This window comes from Streptomyces sp. NBC_01317, from assembly GCF_035961655.1.
GTDB lineage: Bacteria > Actinomycetota > Actinomycetes > Streptomycetales > Streptomycetaceae > Streptomyces.
On sequence record NZ_CP108393.1, the window covers coordinates 556942 to 573201 of the forward strand.

A 16260-nucleotide genomic window follows, 5' to 3' on the forward strand; every position below is an offset into this window, starting at 1 on the left:
GTCGTCGGACAATCGACCGACGGACACGCTAGAAACCCAACCGGACTTCAGGTCAAGAAGAGGACCCCGGCCCCTCTACCGCCCGCTCCGCCGGCTCCGGCGTACGGGCGAGGCCGGTCGCCGTCGCTTCGAGCAGGTGGCGGAGCTTCGGGGTGAAGTCGAGGGCGACGTGGGCCCAGCGTGGTTCCTGTTCGTACAGGGCCGCGAGGGTCGGAGTCGGGTGGGACACCTGCCAGAAGCCGGCCGCCAGGGTGAGTGCCGTGGCCAGCAGGCCATCGATCTGCTGGAGGGTCATGCTGCCCGCGCGATCCAGCGCGCTCGCGATCTCGTCGTACGCCGCGAAGGAGTTGGTCTTGTAGCGGCGGGCCCGTTCGATGTCGACGTCGCCTTCGAGCGACAACGGGACGTGGGTCAGCAGGTCGCAGAAGACCGGCAGCGACGCGAGGGTCTCGGTGAGCACCGTCGCGATCTGCGGGGGCCCCAGGTCGGTCCGGTCGCCGACCGCGTCCTTGATCGCGTCGCGCCACCGGCCCCACCCGCGCTCGGCCAGTTCGAGGAGCAGCTCCTCCTTGCTGGCGTAGTAGCGCCGCACCCCTGTGCGGTGCAGGCCCGCGCGTTCGGTGACCGGCGCCAGCGTGAGGTGCCGGACGCCGCCCAGCTCCAGGGCGAGCGCCTCGGCCGCCGCGAGCAGGTCTTCGGAGCGGCGTGTCTTGTCCTCGGTCGATCGGGCTCTGCGGTGCATACGGGAACTATAACGCTCGCCGGGTGCGCTAATCCGGGCCCTGTGTTACGTTCGACTTAACGCATCACCAAGAGCGTTATGGCGGAAGAGGGACAACCATGAAAGCCGTTCACGTCACACGATTCGGCGACCCCGCGGTGCTGGAAACCGTCGAGCTGCCCGATCCTCGGCCGGGTCCCGGGCAGGTGGCGATCGACGTCACCCACGCGGCCGTCGGGCTCATCGACGCCTTCTTCCGCCAGGGGCTGTTCAAGGACCAGGAGGGCCTGCCCCGGCCGCCGTTCGTCCCCGGCCTGGAGGTCGCGGGCACCGTCCGTGCGCTCGGCGACGCGGTGACCGGACTCGCGGTGGGCGAGAAGGTGGTGACCCTCTCCGCCACCGGCACGGGAGGTTATGCGTCGGTGCTCGTCAGCGACCAGGCTTTTGTCGTGTCCACCGAGGGGTACGACATCGATCCCGCCCTCGCCGTCGCAGCCGTCCCCAACGCGGCGATGGCCCACCTCGCGCTGACCGGCGTCGCCCGCCTGGCCCCGGGGGAGAGCGTCCTCGTCCACGGCGCCCTGGGCGGTTTCGCCTCCGCTTTCCCCGGGGTCGCACGACAGCTCGGCGCCTCACGGGTGGTCGGTTCGGTCCGTACGAGCAAGCTCGGGGTGGCCGCCACGACCAGGCTGCCGTACGACACGATCGTCGACTCCGCCGAGCTGCCCGAGGCTCTCGACGGCCGGCTCTTCGACGTCGTCATCGACCCCGTGGGCGGTGCGGTCCGTGCCCGGAGCCTCGATCTGCTGGCGCCGTCCGGCCGCCTCCTGCTGGTCGGCAACGCGAGCGGCGACTGGGGCCATCTCCTCGACAGCAACCGGCTCTGGCTGGGGGGTCTCACCGTGTCCGGATTCTCGGCGGGCACGTACATTCCGACGCATCCGGAGGAGCTGCGGCCCGCGGCCGAGGCCGCGCTGAGGGCGGTCGCGGACGGCCTGGCCCACACCGAGGTGGACGTCCTCCCGCTGGCCGACGCCGCGACCGCGCACGAGCGGATGGAGAGCCGGTCGGTCGACGGCCGCATCGTCCTGACACCGTGAGCGACCGCTCCGCTCACCGGCGATCCGGCCCACGCCCGGGATTCCGGTTGCGCGGAGAGCGGTGACCTTCGTCTCGCGGGGTAGTCGATGCCCGACGACGAAGGGAGGTCGCACATGCCGGACGACATGTCGTTGAGAGCGGTGGGGTGGGCCCAGTCCTTTCCCGTGTCGGGCGGAGTACGGGCCGGGCGCAACTGGGCACGGAAACACCTGGAGGCGCTCGGATGGGCCACCGAGGCACCGGACACCGTGGACTCGGTGCTGCTCACCGTCTCGGAGCTGATCACCAACGCCCACATCCACGCCCGGAGCACCGCACAACTGATCCTGACCTGGGACAGCCACTGTCTGCACGTCAGCGTGCACGATTCCGGGGCCGGGCAGCCCGTGGTCCGCAAGGCCGGTGATTCCGAGCCCTCGGGACGCGGCCTCGCCATCGTGCACGCCCTGGCCGACAGCTACGAGACGCGGACCCGGCCCGACGGGAAGACCGTCATCGCCTGTTTCTACCCCCCTGACCGGCCCGTACGGCATGAGGCATGACCGTGCAACGTGGCCGCGAGAGCTGACACGGCCGTCGCGGGCCGGCTGAACCGCCCCCGGCGAAGGGCCCGCTGACCCCGACAAGGGGCCCACGGAACAAAGCCGCCGGACCAGGCGGCCGAGCACGAGGTGTCGGAGAAGCGAGAAGAGGCATTCCCTGTGTTGGTGGCCGGGCGGTACCGGACGAGCGATCAGCTCGGCCGCGGCGGGATGGGCGAGGTCTGGCGAGCGCGGGACGAGGTGCTGGGCCGCCCCGTGGCGGTCAAGCTGCTCAGACAGCGGGACGCCGACGCCGCCGCGCTCGCCCGCTTCGAGCTGGAGGGGCGGACCGCGGCGCGGCTGAGCCATCCCAACGTGGTGACGGTGTACGACAGCGGCACCGAGGCCGACCGGGGATACCTGGTGATGGAACTGGTCGAGGGGCACAGCCTGGCGGAGGAGTTGCGCGTCAACGGGCCGACTCCTCCCACGACGGCGGCCCGGATCGGGAGCCAGGTCGCCGCCGGTCTGGCCGCCGCGCACCACGAAGGAGTGGTCCACCGGGACGTCAAACCGGCGAATCTGCTGCTGGCGCCCGACGGCACCGTCAAGATCGGCGACTTCGGCATAGCCCGCTTCGCCGATCACTCCACCACGGAGCTGACGATGAACGGCCAGGTCATCGGCACCAGCGCCTATCTGGCACCGGAGCGTGCCCTGGGGCGTCCCGCCGGGCCGGCGGCGGACATGTACGGACTGGGATGTGTGCTGTACGAGTTGCTCACCGCCCGTCCGCCCTTCCGCGCGGACACCCCGGCGGTCATGGTCTACCGGCACGTCGAGGCGATCCCCGACCCGCCGAGCCACCGTGGTCCCGAACTGCCGGGCGAGCTGGACGAATTTGTCCTGAGGCTGCTGACGAAGGACCCCGCGCGGCGGCCCACCGCCGAGGAGGCCATCAGCTTCCTCTCGGCGCCGGAGGACTGGATACCGGTCGGGCGGCGGACCGTACGGACGCCGCTGGCTCTCCCCCAGGACGTCCCGCCCCCTCACACCACTCTTCTCTCCGGCATGCCCGGAGTGCCGGCAGGGACCTCCGAGGCGCCTGGGGTGCCCGGAGCGCCCGGCGGGGACGCGCGGACACGGCCCGACCGGCGCCGGCGACCCGGCCACGCGGGACAGCCCCGCCGTTCGGTGCTCCTCGGCGCGGCCGTCACCGCGCTCTCCGCGATCGTGGTGGGCGTGGCCGCCACGTCGTCGTCCGGCGGCCGGCACGAGGGTCCCGTATCCACGCCCCGTACATCCGCGGCCGAGGACACGGGCGCTGCCGGCGAGTCGCCGAAGGCCCGGCCCGCGACGGGCCCGGCCAGGGACGACGCGGCGGTCTCCTCGCCGGCGAAGGCACCGGCCGGAGCGCCCGGCGGCGCGGCACCCGACCGGTCGGCCGCCCCCTCCGTACCGGCGGAGAAGACCCCGCGCGAGGAGAAGACGGCACAGAAGACGGCCGGGAACGCGACCGTCCGCCCGTCGGACCCCCCTCCCGCCACCGCGCGTCCGTCGTCGCCGGGGCCCACCCCGTCCGGCACTCCCCCGCCCAGCGCCACGGCGCCGCCCACGGCGACAGCCACCGCGAGCGACCGGCCGGATCCCGGGACCACACCGGACACCGCACAGCCATAGACACGGTTGACAAGCGATTCATCGTCAAAATGACCGTTACAGAAGGAAATGTCCGCCATCATGGCGAGGAAGAGGAGCAGGAGTGGTTCCCCGGCATGCGCGCGGCGCCGGGGTGCAACCGCATCAAGGAACTGGGCCGAAGCCCCGGTGTCCATTTCGCACGGAGCTGCATTCAAGGAGAGCACGGCATGGCGAATGAGCGATCCCAGTCCCACGGCCCGGCGGGCCGCGCCCCTGAACTGGCCCTGCCCGTGGCCGAGCGGGCGGGGTGGGACACCGTGGACGTGCGGGCCGTGGACACCGTACGGGTGCTGGCGGCCGACGCGGTCCAGAAGGTCGGCAACGGCCACCCCGGCACCGCGATGAGCCTGGCGCCCCTCGCGTACCTGCTGTTCCAGAACGTGATGCGGCACGACCCGGCCGACGACCAGTGGCTGGGCCGGGACCGCTTCGTCCTGTCGTGCGGGCATTCGAGCCTGACCCTCTACATCCAGCTGTACCTGGCCGGTTACGGGCTCGAACTGGAGGATCTGCGCCGGCTGCGGACGTGGGGATCCGCGACGCCCGGCCACCCGGAGTACCGGCACACCCGGGGTGTCGAGATCACCACGGGCCCCCTGGGCCAGGGCTTCGCGAGCGCGGTCGGGATGGCCATGGCGGCCCGGCGGGAACGGGGTCTGCTGGACCCGGACGCGGCCCCCGGCAGCAGCCCGTTCGACCATCACGTCTACGTGATCGCGTCCGACGGCGACATGATGGAGGGCGTCACCTCCGAGGCCGCGTCCCTCGCCGGCCACCAGGAGCTGGGCAACCTGGTCGTCGTCTACGACTCGAACCACATCTCCATCGAGGACGACACCGACATCTCCTTCAGCGAGGACACGGCCGCGCGCTACGAGGCCTACGGCTGGCACGTACAAACGGTGGACTGGACCCGTACGGGTGACTACGTCGAGGACGTCGACGCGCTGCTGGCCGCCGTGAAGGCCGCCAAGGCGGAGACCTCCCGGCCCTCGTTCATCCTGCTGCGTACGATCATCGGCTGGCCCGCGCCCACCAAGCGCAACACCGGCAAGGCGCACGGCTCCGCGCTCGGCGACGAGGAGGTCGCGGCGACCAAGTCCCTCCTCGGCTTCGACCCCGACCGTACGTTCGCCGTCGAGGACGACGTACTGGCCAGGACCCGGGCGGCCGGCGAGCGGGGCCGGGAGGAGCACGCCGCCTGGCAGTCCGGCTACGACGCGTGGCGCGAGGCCAACCCGGAGCGCGCCGCGCTGCTGGACCGGCTCCGGGCCCAGCGGCTGCCCGACGGCTGGAAGCGGGCGCTGCCCGAGTTCCCCGCCGACGCCAAGGGCATGGCCACCCGCAAGGCGTCCGGGGAGATCCTCACCGCGCTCGCACCGGTGCTGCCCGAACTGTGGGGCGGTTCGGCCGACCTGGCGGGCAGCAACAACACCACGATGGAGGGGGAGCCGTCGTTCGTGCCCTCCGAGCGGCAGACCGAGGAGTTCCCCGGCGGCCCCTACGGGCGGACGCTGCACTTCGGCATCCGCGAGCACGCCATGGGCTCGATCCTCAACGGCATCGCGCTCCAGAGCCTGACCAGGCCGTACGGCGGTACGTTCCTGACGTTCAGTGACTACATGCGGCCGGCGGTCCGGCTCGCGGCGCTGATGCAGCTGCCCGCCACCTACGTGTGGACCCATGACTCCATCGGACTCGGCGAGGACGGTCCCACCCACCAGCCGGTCGAGCATCTGGCCGCGCTGCGGGCCATCCCCGGTCTGGACGTCGTACGGCCCGGGGACGCCAACGAGACCACCGTGTGCTGGCGGACGATCCTGGAGCACTCGGACCGGCCCGCCGGGCTCGTCCTGACCCGCCAGAACCTCCCCGTCGTCGACAGGGCGTCGGACGGCGACGCGCCGGCGGTCGGGGAGAGCGGCCCGTACGCCCCGGCCGAGGGCGCGGCCCGCGGCGGCTATGTCCTGGCGGACGGGTCAGGGGACGTACCCGACGTCATCCTGGTCGCGACCGGATCCGAGGTGCAGATCGCTCTGGACGCGCGCACTCGACTGCACCGGGAAGGGCTGTCCGTACGGGTCGTGTCCATGCCGTGCCGGGAGTGGTTCGACGCCCAGCCCGTCGCGTACCAGGACGAGGTGCTGCCGCCGGCCGTCCGGGCCCGCGTGAGTGTCGAGGCCGCGGTGGGGCAGGGCTGGCGCGAGGTGGTCGGCGACGCCGGTCATATCGTCAGCCTGGAGCACTACGGGGCGTCGGCCGACTACGAGCGCCTGTACAGCGAGTTCGGCATCACCCCCGAGGCGGTCGCCGCCGCCGCGCACGCCAGCATCCGGGACGCGGCGGCCCCGCCGTACCCCGGTGGACATCAGCGGACCGCCGCGCCGTCCGGGGGAAGCACCGGCGACCTGGCGTCCTGATCCGGACGCCCGCGCCGCGATCGGTACCCTCTCCCGCCCTGAGCCGCCGGGCATTGGCTCAGGGCGGGAGTCGGCATGTGGTTGACTTCCCCATCTAGTGCAGATTCACTAGTCGACAACTGGTGTCCACGCACTAAGCAGAGGTCATGATGCGACAGGTGACGGCCTTCGTGGCTTCGCATGCCGCCACGCGAGCGGGCGACGCGCGGGTCACTCTCGCCGGCGAGCTCGATCACACCACCGCTCCTCAGGTACGGGAAGCGGTGGCGGCCTGCATGGCGGAGCGGCCGACGAGTCTGCGCCTCGATCTGAGCGGGGTCGGTTTCTGCGACTGCTCCGGGCTCAGCGTCCTGCTGGAAACGCGGCTGTGTGTCCTGCTGGCCGGCGCGGATCTGGTCGTGGCGGGCATCGGCGCGCAGTTGGCGCGCCTGATCTCCCTGGTCGGGGCCGGCGACATCCTGGCCGAGGGGCGCGTGCGGGCGGACTCGGTCCTGGCCCGCAGCGAATGAGAACCGCCGGGCGCCGGGGCGCGGCCCCCACTGCCCCGATCGTACGAACCTCCACCAGCAAGGACACGCCCATGCTCGCAGCGTCCGGCCGACCGGTCCGTGTCCTGTTGGTGGAGGACCACGACATGGTGGCCGAGGCGATAGGGCTGGCCCTGGAGCGCTCCCCCGGTCTGGAGATCGTGGGGCGTTCGGCGTCGCTGGCGGCGGCGCTGGCCGATGCCGAGAGGCACCAACCGGATGTCGTCCTGCTGGACCGGCGGCTGCCGGACGGCGACGGCATCTCCGCCATCGCCGGTCTGGAGGCGCTCGTTCCGGGCGTACGGGTCCTCGTCCTGACGGGCGAGGGCAGCGCGTCGGTGGCAGCGCGGGTGGCGGCGGCGGGCGGGGCCGGTCTGATGCTGAAGAGCAGCGGCCTGGGCGAGCTGGAGGACGCGGTACGGCGCGTGGCGTCCGGCGAGGTGGTGTTCAGCCAGGAGCTGCTGGGCACCGTACTGGAGCGGTTGAGCGGCAGGACGCCCGTGCTCGGCGCCACCCTGACCCCGCGCGAGCGGGAGACCCTCGACCTGCTGGGCGAGGGGTGCACGACCTCGGACATCAGCACCCGGCTGGGGGTCGCTCTCAACACGGGACGCAATCACGTCCAGCGCGTTCTGGAGAAGCTGGGGGCGCGGTCCCAGCTGGAGGCCGTCACGATCGCGCGCCGCGAAGGGCTCCTCACGTGACCCCGTTCCCCCCGCCGCAGGAACTGCCCCGGAAGCAGGCGGCTCCGCTGGCGGACGCGGCGTTCACGCTGCTCGTACAAGGGGTGCTCGACTATGGCATCTTCATGCTCGATCCCCAGGGCTATGTGATCAGCTGGAACGCGGGGGCGGAACGGATCAAGGGATACTCCGCCGCGGAGATCGTGGGGAACCACTTCTCGGTCTTCTACCCGACCGAGGACAAGGTGGCGGGCAAGCCGCAGTGGGAGCTGGAGACCGCCGTCGCCGACGGCAGACTCGAGGACGAGGGCTGGCGCATCCGTAAGGACGGCTCCCGGTTCTGGGCGAACGTGGTCATCACCGCGTTGTGGGACGACAAGGGCAGGCTGGCCGGTTTCGGCAAAGTGACCCGCGACATGTCGGAACGGCGGGCCGCGCAGAACGCGCTCAGCGAACGGCGGCGGTTGTTCGACCACCTCGTCCAGGCCCAGGAGACGGAACGCCGCCGCATCGCCTGGGACGTGCACGACGACTCCGTCCAGGCCATGGTCGCCGTGGGCATGCGGCTCCAGTTGCTGACGGAGCGGATACCGGAGGCGTACGTCCCGGAGCTGGAACGTCTCGACCGGTCGGTACGGGGCGCCATCAGCCGGCTCCGTAACCTGACCTTCCGTCTGCATCCGCCGGGGATCGACCGCAGCGGGCTGGTCGAAGCGCTCTCCAACCACCTGGCCGAAGTGACGGACTCCTGGAAGATGACGCCCTCGTTCGAGCACCGGCTCGACCGGGAACCCGGGCCCGAGACGGCCGTCACCATCTTCCGTATCGCCCAGGAGGCGCTGCTGAACGTGTACAAGCACGCGCACGCGAAGACCATCGCCGTCCGGGTCGAGTCGTCCGGCGGGGGCATCCTGACCAGCGTCGCCGACGACGGCAACGGGAAGCCCATGGCGGGGAACGCCGGTCGCGATCATTTCGGGATCATCGAGATGCGGGAGAGGGCGGAGACGGCCGGGGGGTGGTGGTCGATGGGCAGCGAACCGGGGGTCGGGACGACGGTGGAGTTCTGGGTGCCGAGCCCGCCGGCCGCTGACGCGGCGGCGGAATCGGCGGCCCCTGCGGAGTCGCTGGAGCCTGACGGCCCTGATGACCCCGCGGACCCCGCTGACCTGACGCACCGCGCTGACCCCGCGGACGGGCCGCAGTGACAGCGGTTCGCCCGGCCGGCGGTCCGCTGAGCGTGCTCCTCTGCGACGACAACGACATGTTGCTGGACATCCTGTGCGAAGTCGTGGACGCCCAGCCCGATCTGCGCGTCGTGGGCACGGCGTCGGACGCGGAGCAGGCGATTCAACTCGCCCTGCGTCATGAACCGGACGTCGTCGTCCTGGATGTCCGCTTCCCCGGCGGCGGTCCGAACGTCGCCCGGGAGATCGCGCGGTGCTCGCCGGACAGCCGTGTCGTGGCGTTCTCCGCGTACGGCGACAAGAGCTCGGTCGAAGGAATGATGCGCGCCGGAGTCGCCGCGTACGTCCTCAAAGGTGTCACCAACCGTGAGTTCCTCGGCGCGCTGCGTCGCGCGAGAGGGGTCTCCGACAACGCTCGTTGAAGGCCGTCCGGGACCGGAGGACCGCGCGGCCGACTGGCACGGCCGAATGGGGGTAAAGGGCCAGGAGATCACAGCGACGCGCCGGTACGGACCGGCCGGCCCAGGGGGAGATCACATGCACGGGGTTGACGGGGTTCAAGGGCTTCACGACACCGCAGACGGCCACAGAGCTGTGACGCGGGCGTCCCGGCGCGGTGCCGCCTTCGACGGGGAGCCGGGAATGATCGCGGAGGCGCGCCGCTTCACCCGCGAGTTCCTGACCGGGATCCAGGGCGAGTACGGCGTCCCGGTGTCGTCGCGGCTGCTCGGTGACACCCAGCTGGTGGTGAGCGAACTGGTCACCAACGCCCGCAAGTACGCGCCCGGCCCGTGCCTGCTGGACCTCCAGCTCCTTTCCGACGCCGTGGAGATCACCGTATGGGACAGCGAATCCGCTCTGCCGATCGCGCGGGCGGCCGAGCCGGGGCGTATCGGACAGCACGGCATCGAAATAGTGCTGGCCCTGTGTGAGGGATTCGACGTCCGGCGCGAACCCGTCGGCAAGAGGATCAAGGTCCGTCTCGCCCTGACGGACGGACCTCACTGACCCGCGAAGGCGGCGACCGATCCAGACAGGCACCTCATCGCGGGGAGGGACACGGACATGAGCAGGATCCTCGCCGTGCTGCGGCGGCACGACCACCGGCTGACCCGGCGGATCGCGGCATGGGACCACCCGTGGATACGGACGGTCCTGCCGGCGGCGCAGAACGCGGCCGAACACACCGCGCTGTGGTGGGCGGCGGCGGCGGTCATGGCGACGGCGGGCGGGCAGCGGGGCCGTAACGCGGCAGGGGCGGGGCTGGCCGCGATGGGCCTGGCGGAGGCGCTGTCCAACACGGTCGGCAAGCAGCTGGTCGAGCGGCGCCGCCCGCCCAAGGAATGGATCCCGAACGCGGAGGTGGAGGAACGGCCGACCAGTTCCTCCTTCCCCTCGGGTCACACCGCGGCGGCCATCGCCTTCGCGGCGACCGTCACCGTGGTATGGCCGCGTGCCGGAGCCGTCTGCGCGCCTCCGGCGCTCGCGGTGGCGGTGGGGCGGGTCCACAGCGGAGCCCACTATCCGACGGACATCGCCGCCGGAACCGTGATCGGCCTGGCGGCGACGGCCCTGGTCCTCACCGCCAAACAGCAGGCCACGGAGCGGTGGCGGTGACCTTCCTCTTCGCTCAGGTGACCTTGCTCTTCCCTCATACGGCGGGCGTCATGGTCAGGACGGCCCTTCGGGTGCCGGACAGGAAGTCCCCTGCGGAGACGTGAGCGATTGTGGCCGATGTATCCGTCGGGACGGATGACGAGCAGGGTGTCCTCGGTCAGTCCATAGACGCGCCGGGTCGTCCGGCGCGGGTCGGTCAGGCGGTGGTGGGCGTGCTCGGCGTCTTTGGCGTGCCCGGCATCTTTACCGAAGACGATACGAGTCAACGGGGCCCCGACTTCGGGCCATTCGAGGCGGTCGAGGGCCTCGCCGGCACGGCTGCCGTACGCCGGCGCGGTGAAGTGCGGGCCTTGGTAGAGGTCGAAGAGTCTGACCGGACGTCCGTCACGACCCGCCAGACGGGAGTCCGGAGCGCGGTCTCCCACCCGCAGCTTCTTCGTCGCGTCGCTGTGGGCGCGGGCGGCGAGCGGGCCGCCGTGGTAGGTCAGGGCGAGCTGCTGCTCGTCCTTGCCCCGGCGGATGCTCGAAGGGTCGAGCTTGGCGATGCCCTCGTACTTCTTGGTCGACAGGTTCAGCACACTCTCCGCGAGGGGCAGCCGCTCGGCCTCGTAACTGTCCAACAGCGCGTCGTCGGCCCCCGCCAGGACCTGTGACAGCTTCCAGCCGAGGTTGTACGCGTCCTGGAGGCCGGTGTTCAGCCCTTGGGCGCCGGCCGGGGTGTGTACGTGAGCGGCGTCTCCGGCGAGGAAGACGCGTCCCCGCCGGTAGCTCTCCGCCAGGCGGATGTTGGGCCGGAAGACCGAGGTCCACCGGATGCCGGTGAGCGCGATGCGCCGGTTCCCGGTGTGCGAGCGGACGCGCTCATTGATCCGCGCCTCGGTGCCCGGGGGTTCCTCGTCCTGCGCCGGCCGGATCATCCACTGGAACAGGTCGCTGTACGGGAGGGGGCAGGCACCCACAAATCTGCCGCCGGCCCCGGGCCAGACGTGCCACCGGTCACGGGACAAACCTGAGGTGGCGGCGTCCACGAGGAGCATCCGGTCCTGCTCGCCCGTCGCCCCGGCGAATTCGACGGCCAATTGCTTGCGGACCCGGCTGGAACCGCCGTCGGCACCCACGACATAGCGGGCGACGATCCGCTCGATCCCGTCGGGCCCCGCCACATCGGCCGTCACCGCGCCGGGGCCCTGCACCAACTCGACCAGCTCCGTCCCGAACTCCACGCGGCGGCCCAGGCTTTCCAGGCGCGCGCGCAGCGCGCGGTCGGTACGGAACTGGGGGATCAGCCAGGTGCTCGGGTACGGAACGTCCACGCCGGCCCGCGCGTTGCGCACCATGCGCCAGGGCACGGTCACCGGCCCCAGATGAACACCCAGCAGCGGAAAGCCGCTGCCGCCCGCCAGGATGTCGTCAAGTGCCCCGAGATCTTCGAGTACTTCGAGGGAACGCGGCTGAATTCCCTTGGCCCGCGAACCGTCGAAGGCGTGCGGTGACTTGTCGATGACGCGGAGGGAGTGGCCACGGCGTGCGAGATCGATCGCCAGAGCGGTGCCGGTCGGGCCGGCTCCGACGATCAGGACGTCGACGGCAGGGTCGTCGTTCACATTCATAATGGCTACACTGTTGCCACTATGTGCATGGTGTCAAGTCGCAGGCATACTTCCCGGGTGCAGACACCACCTGAGCAACCGCGACGGAGCGAGCCCCCCGCGCGGCGCTCTCCGGGCCGCCCCCCGGTCCCGCCGGACCGGATCGTCGCCGCGGCGATGCGGATCGTCGACGAGGAGGGCGCCGAGGCCCTGTCGATGCGCACGCTCGCGAAGCGCCTGGGCTCCGGTACGGCGACGCTGTACCGGCATTTCGACAATCGGGCGGAGGTCGTCGCCCAGGTGACCGACCGGCTGTTCGGCATGATCGACATCGAGCCGGGGCCCGCCGCGACCGAGTGGCGCGAGGCCTGCCGCACCATGATGGAGAACGTGTTCGCGGTCCTGCGCCGCCATCGCGGGGTGGCGCCCCTGCTGATGGAGGAATCCCCTGCCGGCCCGCACGCGAGGGCGGTCCGCGAGCGCTGCGTCGCCCTCCTGCTGGACAACGGTTTCTCGCCGAGAATCGCCGCACAGGCGTACGCGACACTGGCCCGCTACGTCCTGGGCTTCGCGATGCAGCTCGGAGAACAGGGACGGCCCGGCGACGAGCCCCCCGACAAGCGAGCACCCACGCCCGTCCACCCGGCGGACCCGTCCCTGTACCCGGCCACGACGAGGGTGGCCGCTTTCCTCCCGGTGCCGCTGGAGGAGGAGTTCTCCTTCGGACTCGGCCTGCTCATCGAGGGCCTCGCCCAACTCCGCGACGGCGCCTGACCGCAGGGTCGTACCTCTACCGAGACGGCTCCCCGTTCCAGCGTCGGGCGGGAGCTGGTTGGCGCGTTTGGCTGTCACGGACTAGGTGCCGGCCGTCCAGGCCGTGCGCAGCGCCGTCCTGTCCACGGGCTTCCCGGCGAGGTAGACGGCCGCGATCTTGCGGGTGTTGGCGATGTTGTCGAGGGGGTCGGCGTCGAGTACGAGGAGGTCGGCGCGTTTCCCTGGTTCCAGGGTGCCCCGGTCGGGCAGTCCGAGGATCTGGGCGGGTGTGCGGGTGGCGGCCTGGATGGCCTGTTGGGCGGGCATTCCGGCCTGGACCATGGCTTGGAGTTCGCGGTGTTCGGCGATGCCGAAGAACTGGACGAACAGCCCGGAGTCGGCGGAGAGGACGATCCGTACGCCGCTTTCGACGTAGGTGCGCAGGCCGGCCTCCAGGATGGCGTAGGCCTCCTTCATCTCCCGCAGTGTGCCGGCGGGTATCGACTCGATCTGGGCGCGGATCGCGGCCAGGGCGTCGGCGGGTACCGTTTCGGCCTGGTCCGGGGCGTCGAGCCAGGCGGTGCCCTCCGGGATGGCTTTCTGGATGGGTCTTCCCGCGCGAGCGGGGGTGTTCCGAGGCCCGAGCGCGTGGGGACGGGGACGTCTTTGGTCTTCCCGCGCGAGCGGGGGGGGTGTTCCGGCGGGGTAGATGGTGTGCCCGAAGTCGGGCCAGGTCTTCCCGCGCGCGGGCGGGGGTCAGGCCGCTCGCGGCGTCAGGACTTCGGGCGTGGTGTGTTGCGCGCCAGTCCTGAGTTTGCCGGTGTCCGGCCCGACGGTCGGCCGGGAGCGGGGCAGGAGGTGACGGCCATTTCCGTCCTGCCCGGTCTCGGCGGGCGCGGGAGCCGGACCATCACGCGCCGAAGTGGGTGAAGGAACCCCAGGCCGTGGGACGGGCGCCGGCAGCCGCCGCGTTGGTCACCGCTTTGCCGAGTGCGGCGGAGGGGAGGACTCCCCGGCGGAGTTCCTCATGCAAGGTGGACATCAGCTCGATGGTCTGTTCGGAGTCCGGTACGGCCCAGAGCGCGGCGATCACGGAGCTTGCCCCCATCGCCAGCAGCGCGGCGGGAAAGCCGAGTTGCTCGCCGGGGAGCCGGATGCCGATGCCGGCCAAGTGGCAGGCGGACAGGACGACGGTGGTTCCGCGTTGCAAGTCGTGTCCGAGGAGCGAGGACAGAGGCAGGGGTTGGCCCAGGAGAATGGTGGACTCCAGCGGACGGTGGGCGTCGAGGGAACCATGGCCCGCGAGATGGATGAGGTTCGCGGACGTCATCTGTTGAGCCAGGCCCTGCGGCGCCGGACCTGTGGGGCGGGCGACGCCGCTGGAAGACCGGCCGAGACCGCGCAGACGCTCGGATCCTTGGGACTCGGCGGCGGGCGAGTTCTGGCCCCGGAGGATCGTGGGTGTCACGCCGTGCACGGCGGCGATCCTGCGGGCCTCGGGCACGGTGAAGGGGATCGGTTTGCCGCCTGCCCCGTCGTGATACCAGGGGTCGGCCACGATCAGGGGCTCGATGCGTGAGGGCCGGGGCCATGCCGCCGCGAACATGAGGGCGTTGCCGGAGGGGACGACGGTGAGGTCGAGGAGCCCGCATACGGGCATGCCGTCCACCGGCGCGGTGTACAGCGGCAGGAGGGCGCTCTGCCCCAGTGGTATGAGGGCGACGCGGCCCCCCATGAGGTCCGGCCAGGCGTCGAGTACGGGTTTCCACACCGCGTCCGTGACGGCGGCCTGCGCTGCGCGGACCGCCCGGTCACGGGCCTTGACCAGCGGCGGCTCCGATGCCAAAGCCTGGCGTAACGTGTCGAGTTGGGCCTGGACCTCTTTGAGTCCCAGGCCGGGCAGGGCGATGCTCTCGCACAACTCCCGCCCGCTGTCCGGCGCTTCCAGCCGTATCGCCGTACCACCCTGGACGCCGGGGGCGAGGTAGAGGACCGAACGCGCTGTCTTGTCCGCGGCGAGCACGGCGGACACGGTACGAGCAGTCGAGTAGAGCGCGTCTCCGCTCGACAACTCCGCCAGGGTCAGGTCCAGTTCCTGGACCATCATCAGGTCGGCGTGGACACGCAAGGCCTCGACGGTGTGCGCCCCGGTGGGCGATTCCAGCTTCCGGTCCACAGCGGCCTGCACCGTGCGACGAAGCCTGCGCACACGTCGTACGGCGTCCTCTCCACCGAGAAAGGTGGACAGCTCGCGTGCCATGGTGCGGTCACTCATCTGGAGTCCGGTCAGGCCCTCCGCGACCATGTAGCCGACGAGCGGAACGCCGGATCGGTGGGCCACATCCACGGACATGTCCGCCATCATCTGGATGTCAGGCAGTGCCTCCTCGGGGAACGCCACGCCGTTCTTCGTGCTCTGGGCCTCGATGACGGCCACCGCGCTGACGAACAACAGGCTGGAGACGGACGCGAAGAACCACTGGCCCAGTTCGGCGTGCACGCCGAAAGAGATGCGAGTCGTCCGGAAGACGAGCCGGGCGAACGCGGGATCACCTTGGACCATCTTGTCCATGCAGTGCCGCATGAGCTGCCAGATGTCGACCGCCACTGCGGCGGAGCCGTCGCGCCGTCCCCGTTCCTGCAAGGCGTTGATGGCCTGTTGGATCCGGTTGAACTCGGCCTCCTGGGACGACGTGGACAGTCCCATCACTCGGCCCTAGGGGACGGGGCGTTCATCGCGGATACGACGGCGCCGGTGAGGGCGGCCGTATCAAGAACGGGCCTTCCGTCGGGTCCCGGCGCGGAACGGATCTCGATACGGGTCTCGGCTCCGCCCTCACCGGTGATCGTGAACACGAGTGGCGGCGGAGGCCCTTGGACGGGAGCGCGGAACCCGAACCAGACGGCGGCTCCCTGAACGAATTCCTTGATCCGGTCACGGGCGAGATAGACGCCCACCACGTTGGCCGTGACGGCCAGCCCCTGGTTCCCGACGGACACTGCGGCTTGCGCTACCGATGCCCACTGGTCGCCCGAGCGGGATCCGACTTCCACCTCGTCGAAGTCCGCTCTGTCGAGCAACTCCCAGAAATCACCGGGTACATGCACAAACATGTGGTTTCCCATGCCGCCGAGCGTAGCCCCATTTCGCGCCCCGTCTGTGGGAATGACAGCTCCTCCTCCTGGGGGCGGAGTGGATGACCCCGTACGGGCAGGTGCTGGCCGAGGACAGCACGAGGTTGACGGGGTCGCGGGCGTCCCAGGGGTCCGGGCCGGGTCCGGGCCGTAGGAGCGTCGGAAGCGGCCGATACGGTGTTGCTGGGCCAGGAGCTTGTACAGGGCCTTCATGGGCCGGCCCTCCGTGCCGCGTGGCTGTTCCAGGGTGGCTGCCGGGGGGACGGTGATCTGGAAACGGGACGTGTACGTTGCGCTGGGCACAG

General features: G+C 71.0%; 16 protein-coding genes. 11 read left to right on the plus strand and 5 right to left on the minus strand.

The annotated features are described in order from the left end of the window. Window positions 1-52: 52 nt before the first annotated feature. A complete protein-coding gene (locus OG349_RS02355) occupies window positions 53-742 on the minus strand; it encodes a TetR family transcriptional regulator (protein ID WP_327232967.1) in 690 nt (229 codons plus the stop codon). Window positions 743-840: 98 nt separating this feature from the next. On the opposite strand from OG349_RS02355, the gene OG349_RS02360 reads away from it, so the two are divergent. From OG349_RS02360 to OG349_RS02405, 10 genes are all read left to right on the plus strand, one after another. After that, window positions 841-1821 carry a quinone oxidoreductase family protein gene (locus tag OG349_RS02360; protein WP_327232968.1) on the plus strand — a complete coding sequence of 327 codons (981 nt, stop codon included), beginning with the start codon at window positions 841-843 and terminating at the stop codon, window positions 1819-1821. A 114-nt stretch (window positions 1822-1935) separates the two neighbouring features. Then, window positions 1936-2364 carry an ATP-binding protein gene (locus OG349_RS02365; RefSeq protein WP_327232969.1) on the plus strand — a complete coding sequence of 143 codons (429 nt, stop codon included), beginning with the start codon at window positions 1936-1938 and terminating at the stop codon, window positions 2362-2364. Between the two features lie 165 nt (window positions 2365-2529). Then, complete coding sequence (locus tag OG349_RS02370; protein ID WP_327232970.1) at window positions 2530-4023, plus strand: serine/threonine-protein kinase; 1494 nt, start codon at window positions 2530-2532, stop codon at window positions 4021-4023. Window positions 4024-4211: 188 nt separating this feature from the next. Continuing rightward, on the plus strand, window positions 4212-6464 hold the full coding sequence (gene tkt / locus OG349_RS02375; protein ID WP_327232971.1) for a transketolase: 2253 nt from the start codon (window positions 4212-4214) through the stop codon (window positions 6462-6464). A 146-nt stretch (window positions 6465-6610) separates the two neighbouring features. Then, on the plus strand, window positions 6611-6973 hold the full coding sequence (locus OG349_RS02380) for an STAS domain-containing protein (protein WP_327232972.1): 363 nt from the start codon (window positions 6611-6613) through the stop codon (window positions 6971-6973). A 71-nt stretch (window positions 6974-7044) separates the two neighbouring features. Then, on the plus strand, window positions 7045-7695 hold the full coding sequence (locus tag OG349_RS02385; RefSeq protein ID WP_327232973.1) for a response regulator transcription factor: 651 nt from the start codon (window positions 7045-7047) through the stop codon (window positions 7693-7695). After that, window positions 7692-8882 (plus strand): PAS domain-containing sensor histidine kinase, encoded by a 1191-nt coding sequence (locus tag OG349_RS02390; protein WP_327232974.1) that lies wholly within the window; start codon window positions 7692-7694, stop codon window positions 8880-8882. Before OG349_RS02385 ends, OG349_RS02390 begins: the two co-directional genes overlap by 4 nt. Then, a complete protein-coding gene (locus tag OG349_RS02395) occupies window positions 8879-9283 on the plus strand; it encodes a response regulator (protein WP_327232975.1) in 405 nt (134 codons plus the stop codon). The genes OG349_RS02390 and OG349_RS02395 overlap by 4 nt, the downstream gene beginning before the upstream one ends. Window positions 9284-9503: 220 nt before the next feature. After that, window positions 9504-9869 (plus strand): ATP-binding protein, encoded by a 366-nt coding sequence (locus OG349_RS02400; protein ID WP_327232976.1) that lies wholly within the window; start codon window positions 9504-9506, stop codon window positions 9867-9869. A 57-nt stretch (window positions 9870-9926) separates the two neighbouring features. Continuing rightward, window positions 9927-10478 carry a phosphatase PAP2 family protein gene (locus tag OG349_RS02405; protein ID WP_327232977.1) on the plus strand — a complete coding sequence of 184 codons (552 nt, stop codon included), beginning with the start codon at window positions 9927-9929 and terminating at the stop codon, window positions 10476-10478. Here OG349_RS02405 and OG349_RS02410 read toward each other — a convergent pair. Then, window positions 10382-12082, minus strand: a complete 1701-nt coding sequence (locus OG349_RS02410) for an FAD-dependent monooxygenase (RefSeq protein ID WP_327232978.1) — start codon at window positions 12080-12082, stop codon at window positions 10382-10384. The genes OG349_RS02405 and OG349_RS02410 overlap by 97 nt on opposite strands. Window positions 12083-12244: 162 nt before the next feature. Here OG349_RS02410 and OG349_RS02415 point away from each other — a divergent pair, with 162 nt between their 5' ends. Continuing rightward, entirely contained in the window at window positions 12245-12841 is a 597-nt protein-coding gene (locus OG349_RS02415) for a TetR/AcrR family transcriptional regulator (protein ID WP_442806358.1), read from the plus strand. Between the two features lie 81 nt (window positions 12842-12922). Here OG349_RS02415 and OG349_RS02420 read toward each other — a convergent pair whose 3' ends face one another. The 3 genes from OG349_RS02420 to OG349_RS02430 all read right to left on the minus strand — a co-directional run bounded on the left by OG349_RS02420 (window position 12923) and on the right by OG349_RS02430 (window position 15946). After that, window positions 12923-13297 carry an amidohydrolase family protein gene (locus tag OG349_RS02420; RefSeq protein ID WP_327232980.1) on the minus strand — a complete coding sequence of 125 codons (375 nt, stop codon included), beginning with the start codon at window positions 13295-13297 and terminating at the stop codon, window positions 12923-12925. 433 nt (window positions 13298-13730) lie between these two features. Next, complete coding sequence (locus OG349_RS02425) at window positions 13731-15527, minus strand: CHAT domain-containing protein (protein WP_327232981.1); 1797 nt, start codon at window positions 15525-15527, stop codon at window positions 13731-13733. Continuing rightward, a complete protein-coding gene (locus OG349_RS02430) occupies window positions 15527-15946 on the minus strand; it encodes a hypothetical protein (RefSeq protein ID WP_327232982.1) in 420 nt (139 codons plus the stop codon). The genes OG349_RS02425 and OG349_RS02430 overlap by 1 nt, the downstream gene beginning before the upstream one ends. Between the last annotated feature and the right edge of the window lie 314 nt (window positions 15947-16260).

What these genes read in the sequence shown, in the direction of transcription:
- OG349_RS02355 (WP_327232967.1), bottom strand. Translation starts at nt 742, where the DNA reads ATGCACCGCAGAGCCCGATCGACCGAGGACAAGACACGCCGCTCCGAA.
- OG349_RS02360 (WP_327232968.1), top strand. Translation starts at nt 841, where the DNA reads ATGAAAGCCGTTCACGTCACACGATTCGGCGACCCCGCGGTGCTGGAA.
- OG349_RS02365 (WP_327232969.1), top strand. Translation starts at nt 1,936, where the DNA reads ATGCCGGACGACATGTCGTTGAGAGCGGTGGGGTGGGCCCAGTCCTTT.
- tkt (WP_327232971.1), top strand. Translation starts at nt 4,212, where the DNA reads ATGGCGAATGAGCGATCCCAGTCCCACGGCCCGGCGGGCCGCGCCCCT.
- OG349_RS02380 (WP_327232972.1), top strand. Translation starts at nt 6,611, where the DNA reads ATGATGCGACAGGTGACGGCCTTCGTGGCTTCGCATGCCGCCACGCGA.
- OG349_RS02385 (WP_327232973.1), top strand. Translation starts at nt 7,045, where the DNA reads ATGCTCGCAGCGTCCGGCCGACCGGTCCGTGTCCTGTTGGTGGAGGAC.
- OG349_RS02400 (WP_327232976.1), top strand. Translation starts at nt 9,504, where the DNA reads ATGATCGCGGAGGCGCGCCGCTTCACCCGCGAGTTCCTGACCGGGATC.
- OG349_RS02405 (WP_327232977.1), top strand. Translation starts at nt 9,927, where the DNA reads ATGAGCAGGATCCTCGCCGTGCTGCGGCGGCACGACCACCGGCTGACC.
- OG349_RS02415 (WP_442806358.1), top strand. Translation starts at nt 12,245, where the DNA reads ATGCGGATCGTCGACGAGGAGGGCGCCGAGGCCCTGTCGATGCGCACG.
- OG349_RS02420 (WP_327232980.1), bottom strand. Translation starts at nt 13,297, where the DNA reads ATGAAGGAGGCCTACGCCATCCTGGAGGCCGGCCTGCGCACCTACGTC.
- OG349_RS02425 (WP_327232981.1), bottom strand. Translation starts at nt 15,527, where the DNA reads ATGGGACTGTCCACGTCGTCCCAGGAGGCCGAGTTCAACCGGATCCAA.
- OG349_RS02430 (WP_327232982.1), bottom strand. Translation starts at nt 15,946, where the DNA reads ATGGGAAACCACATGTTTGTGCATGTACCCGGTGATTTCTGGGAGTTG.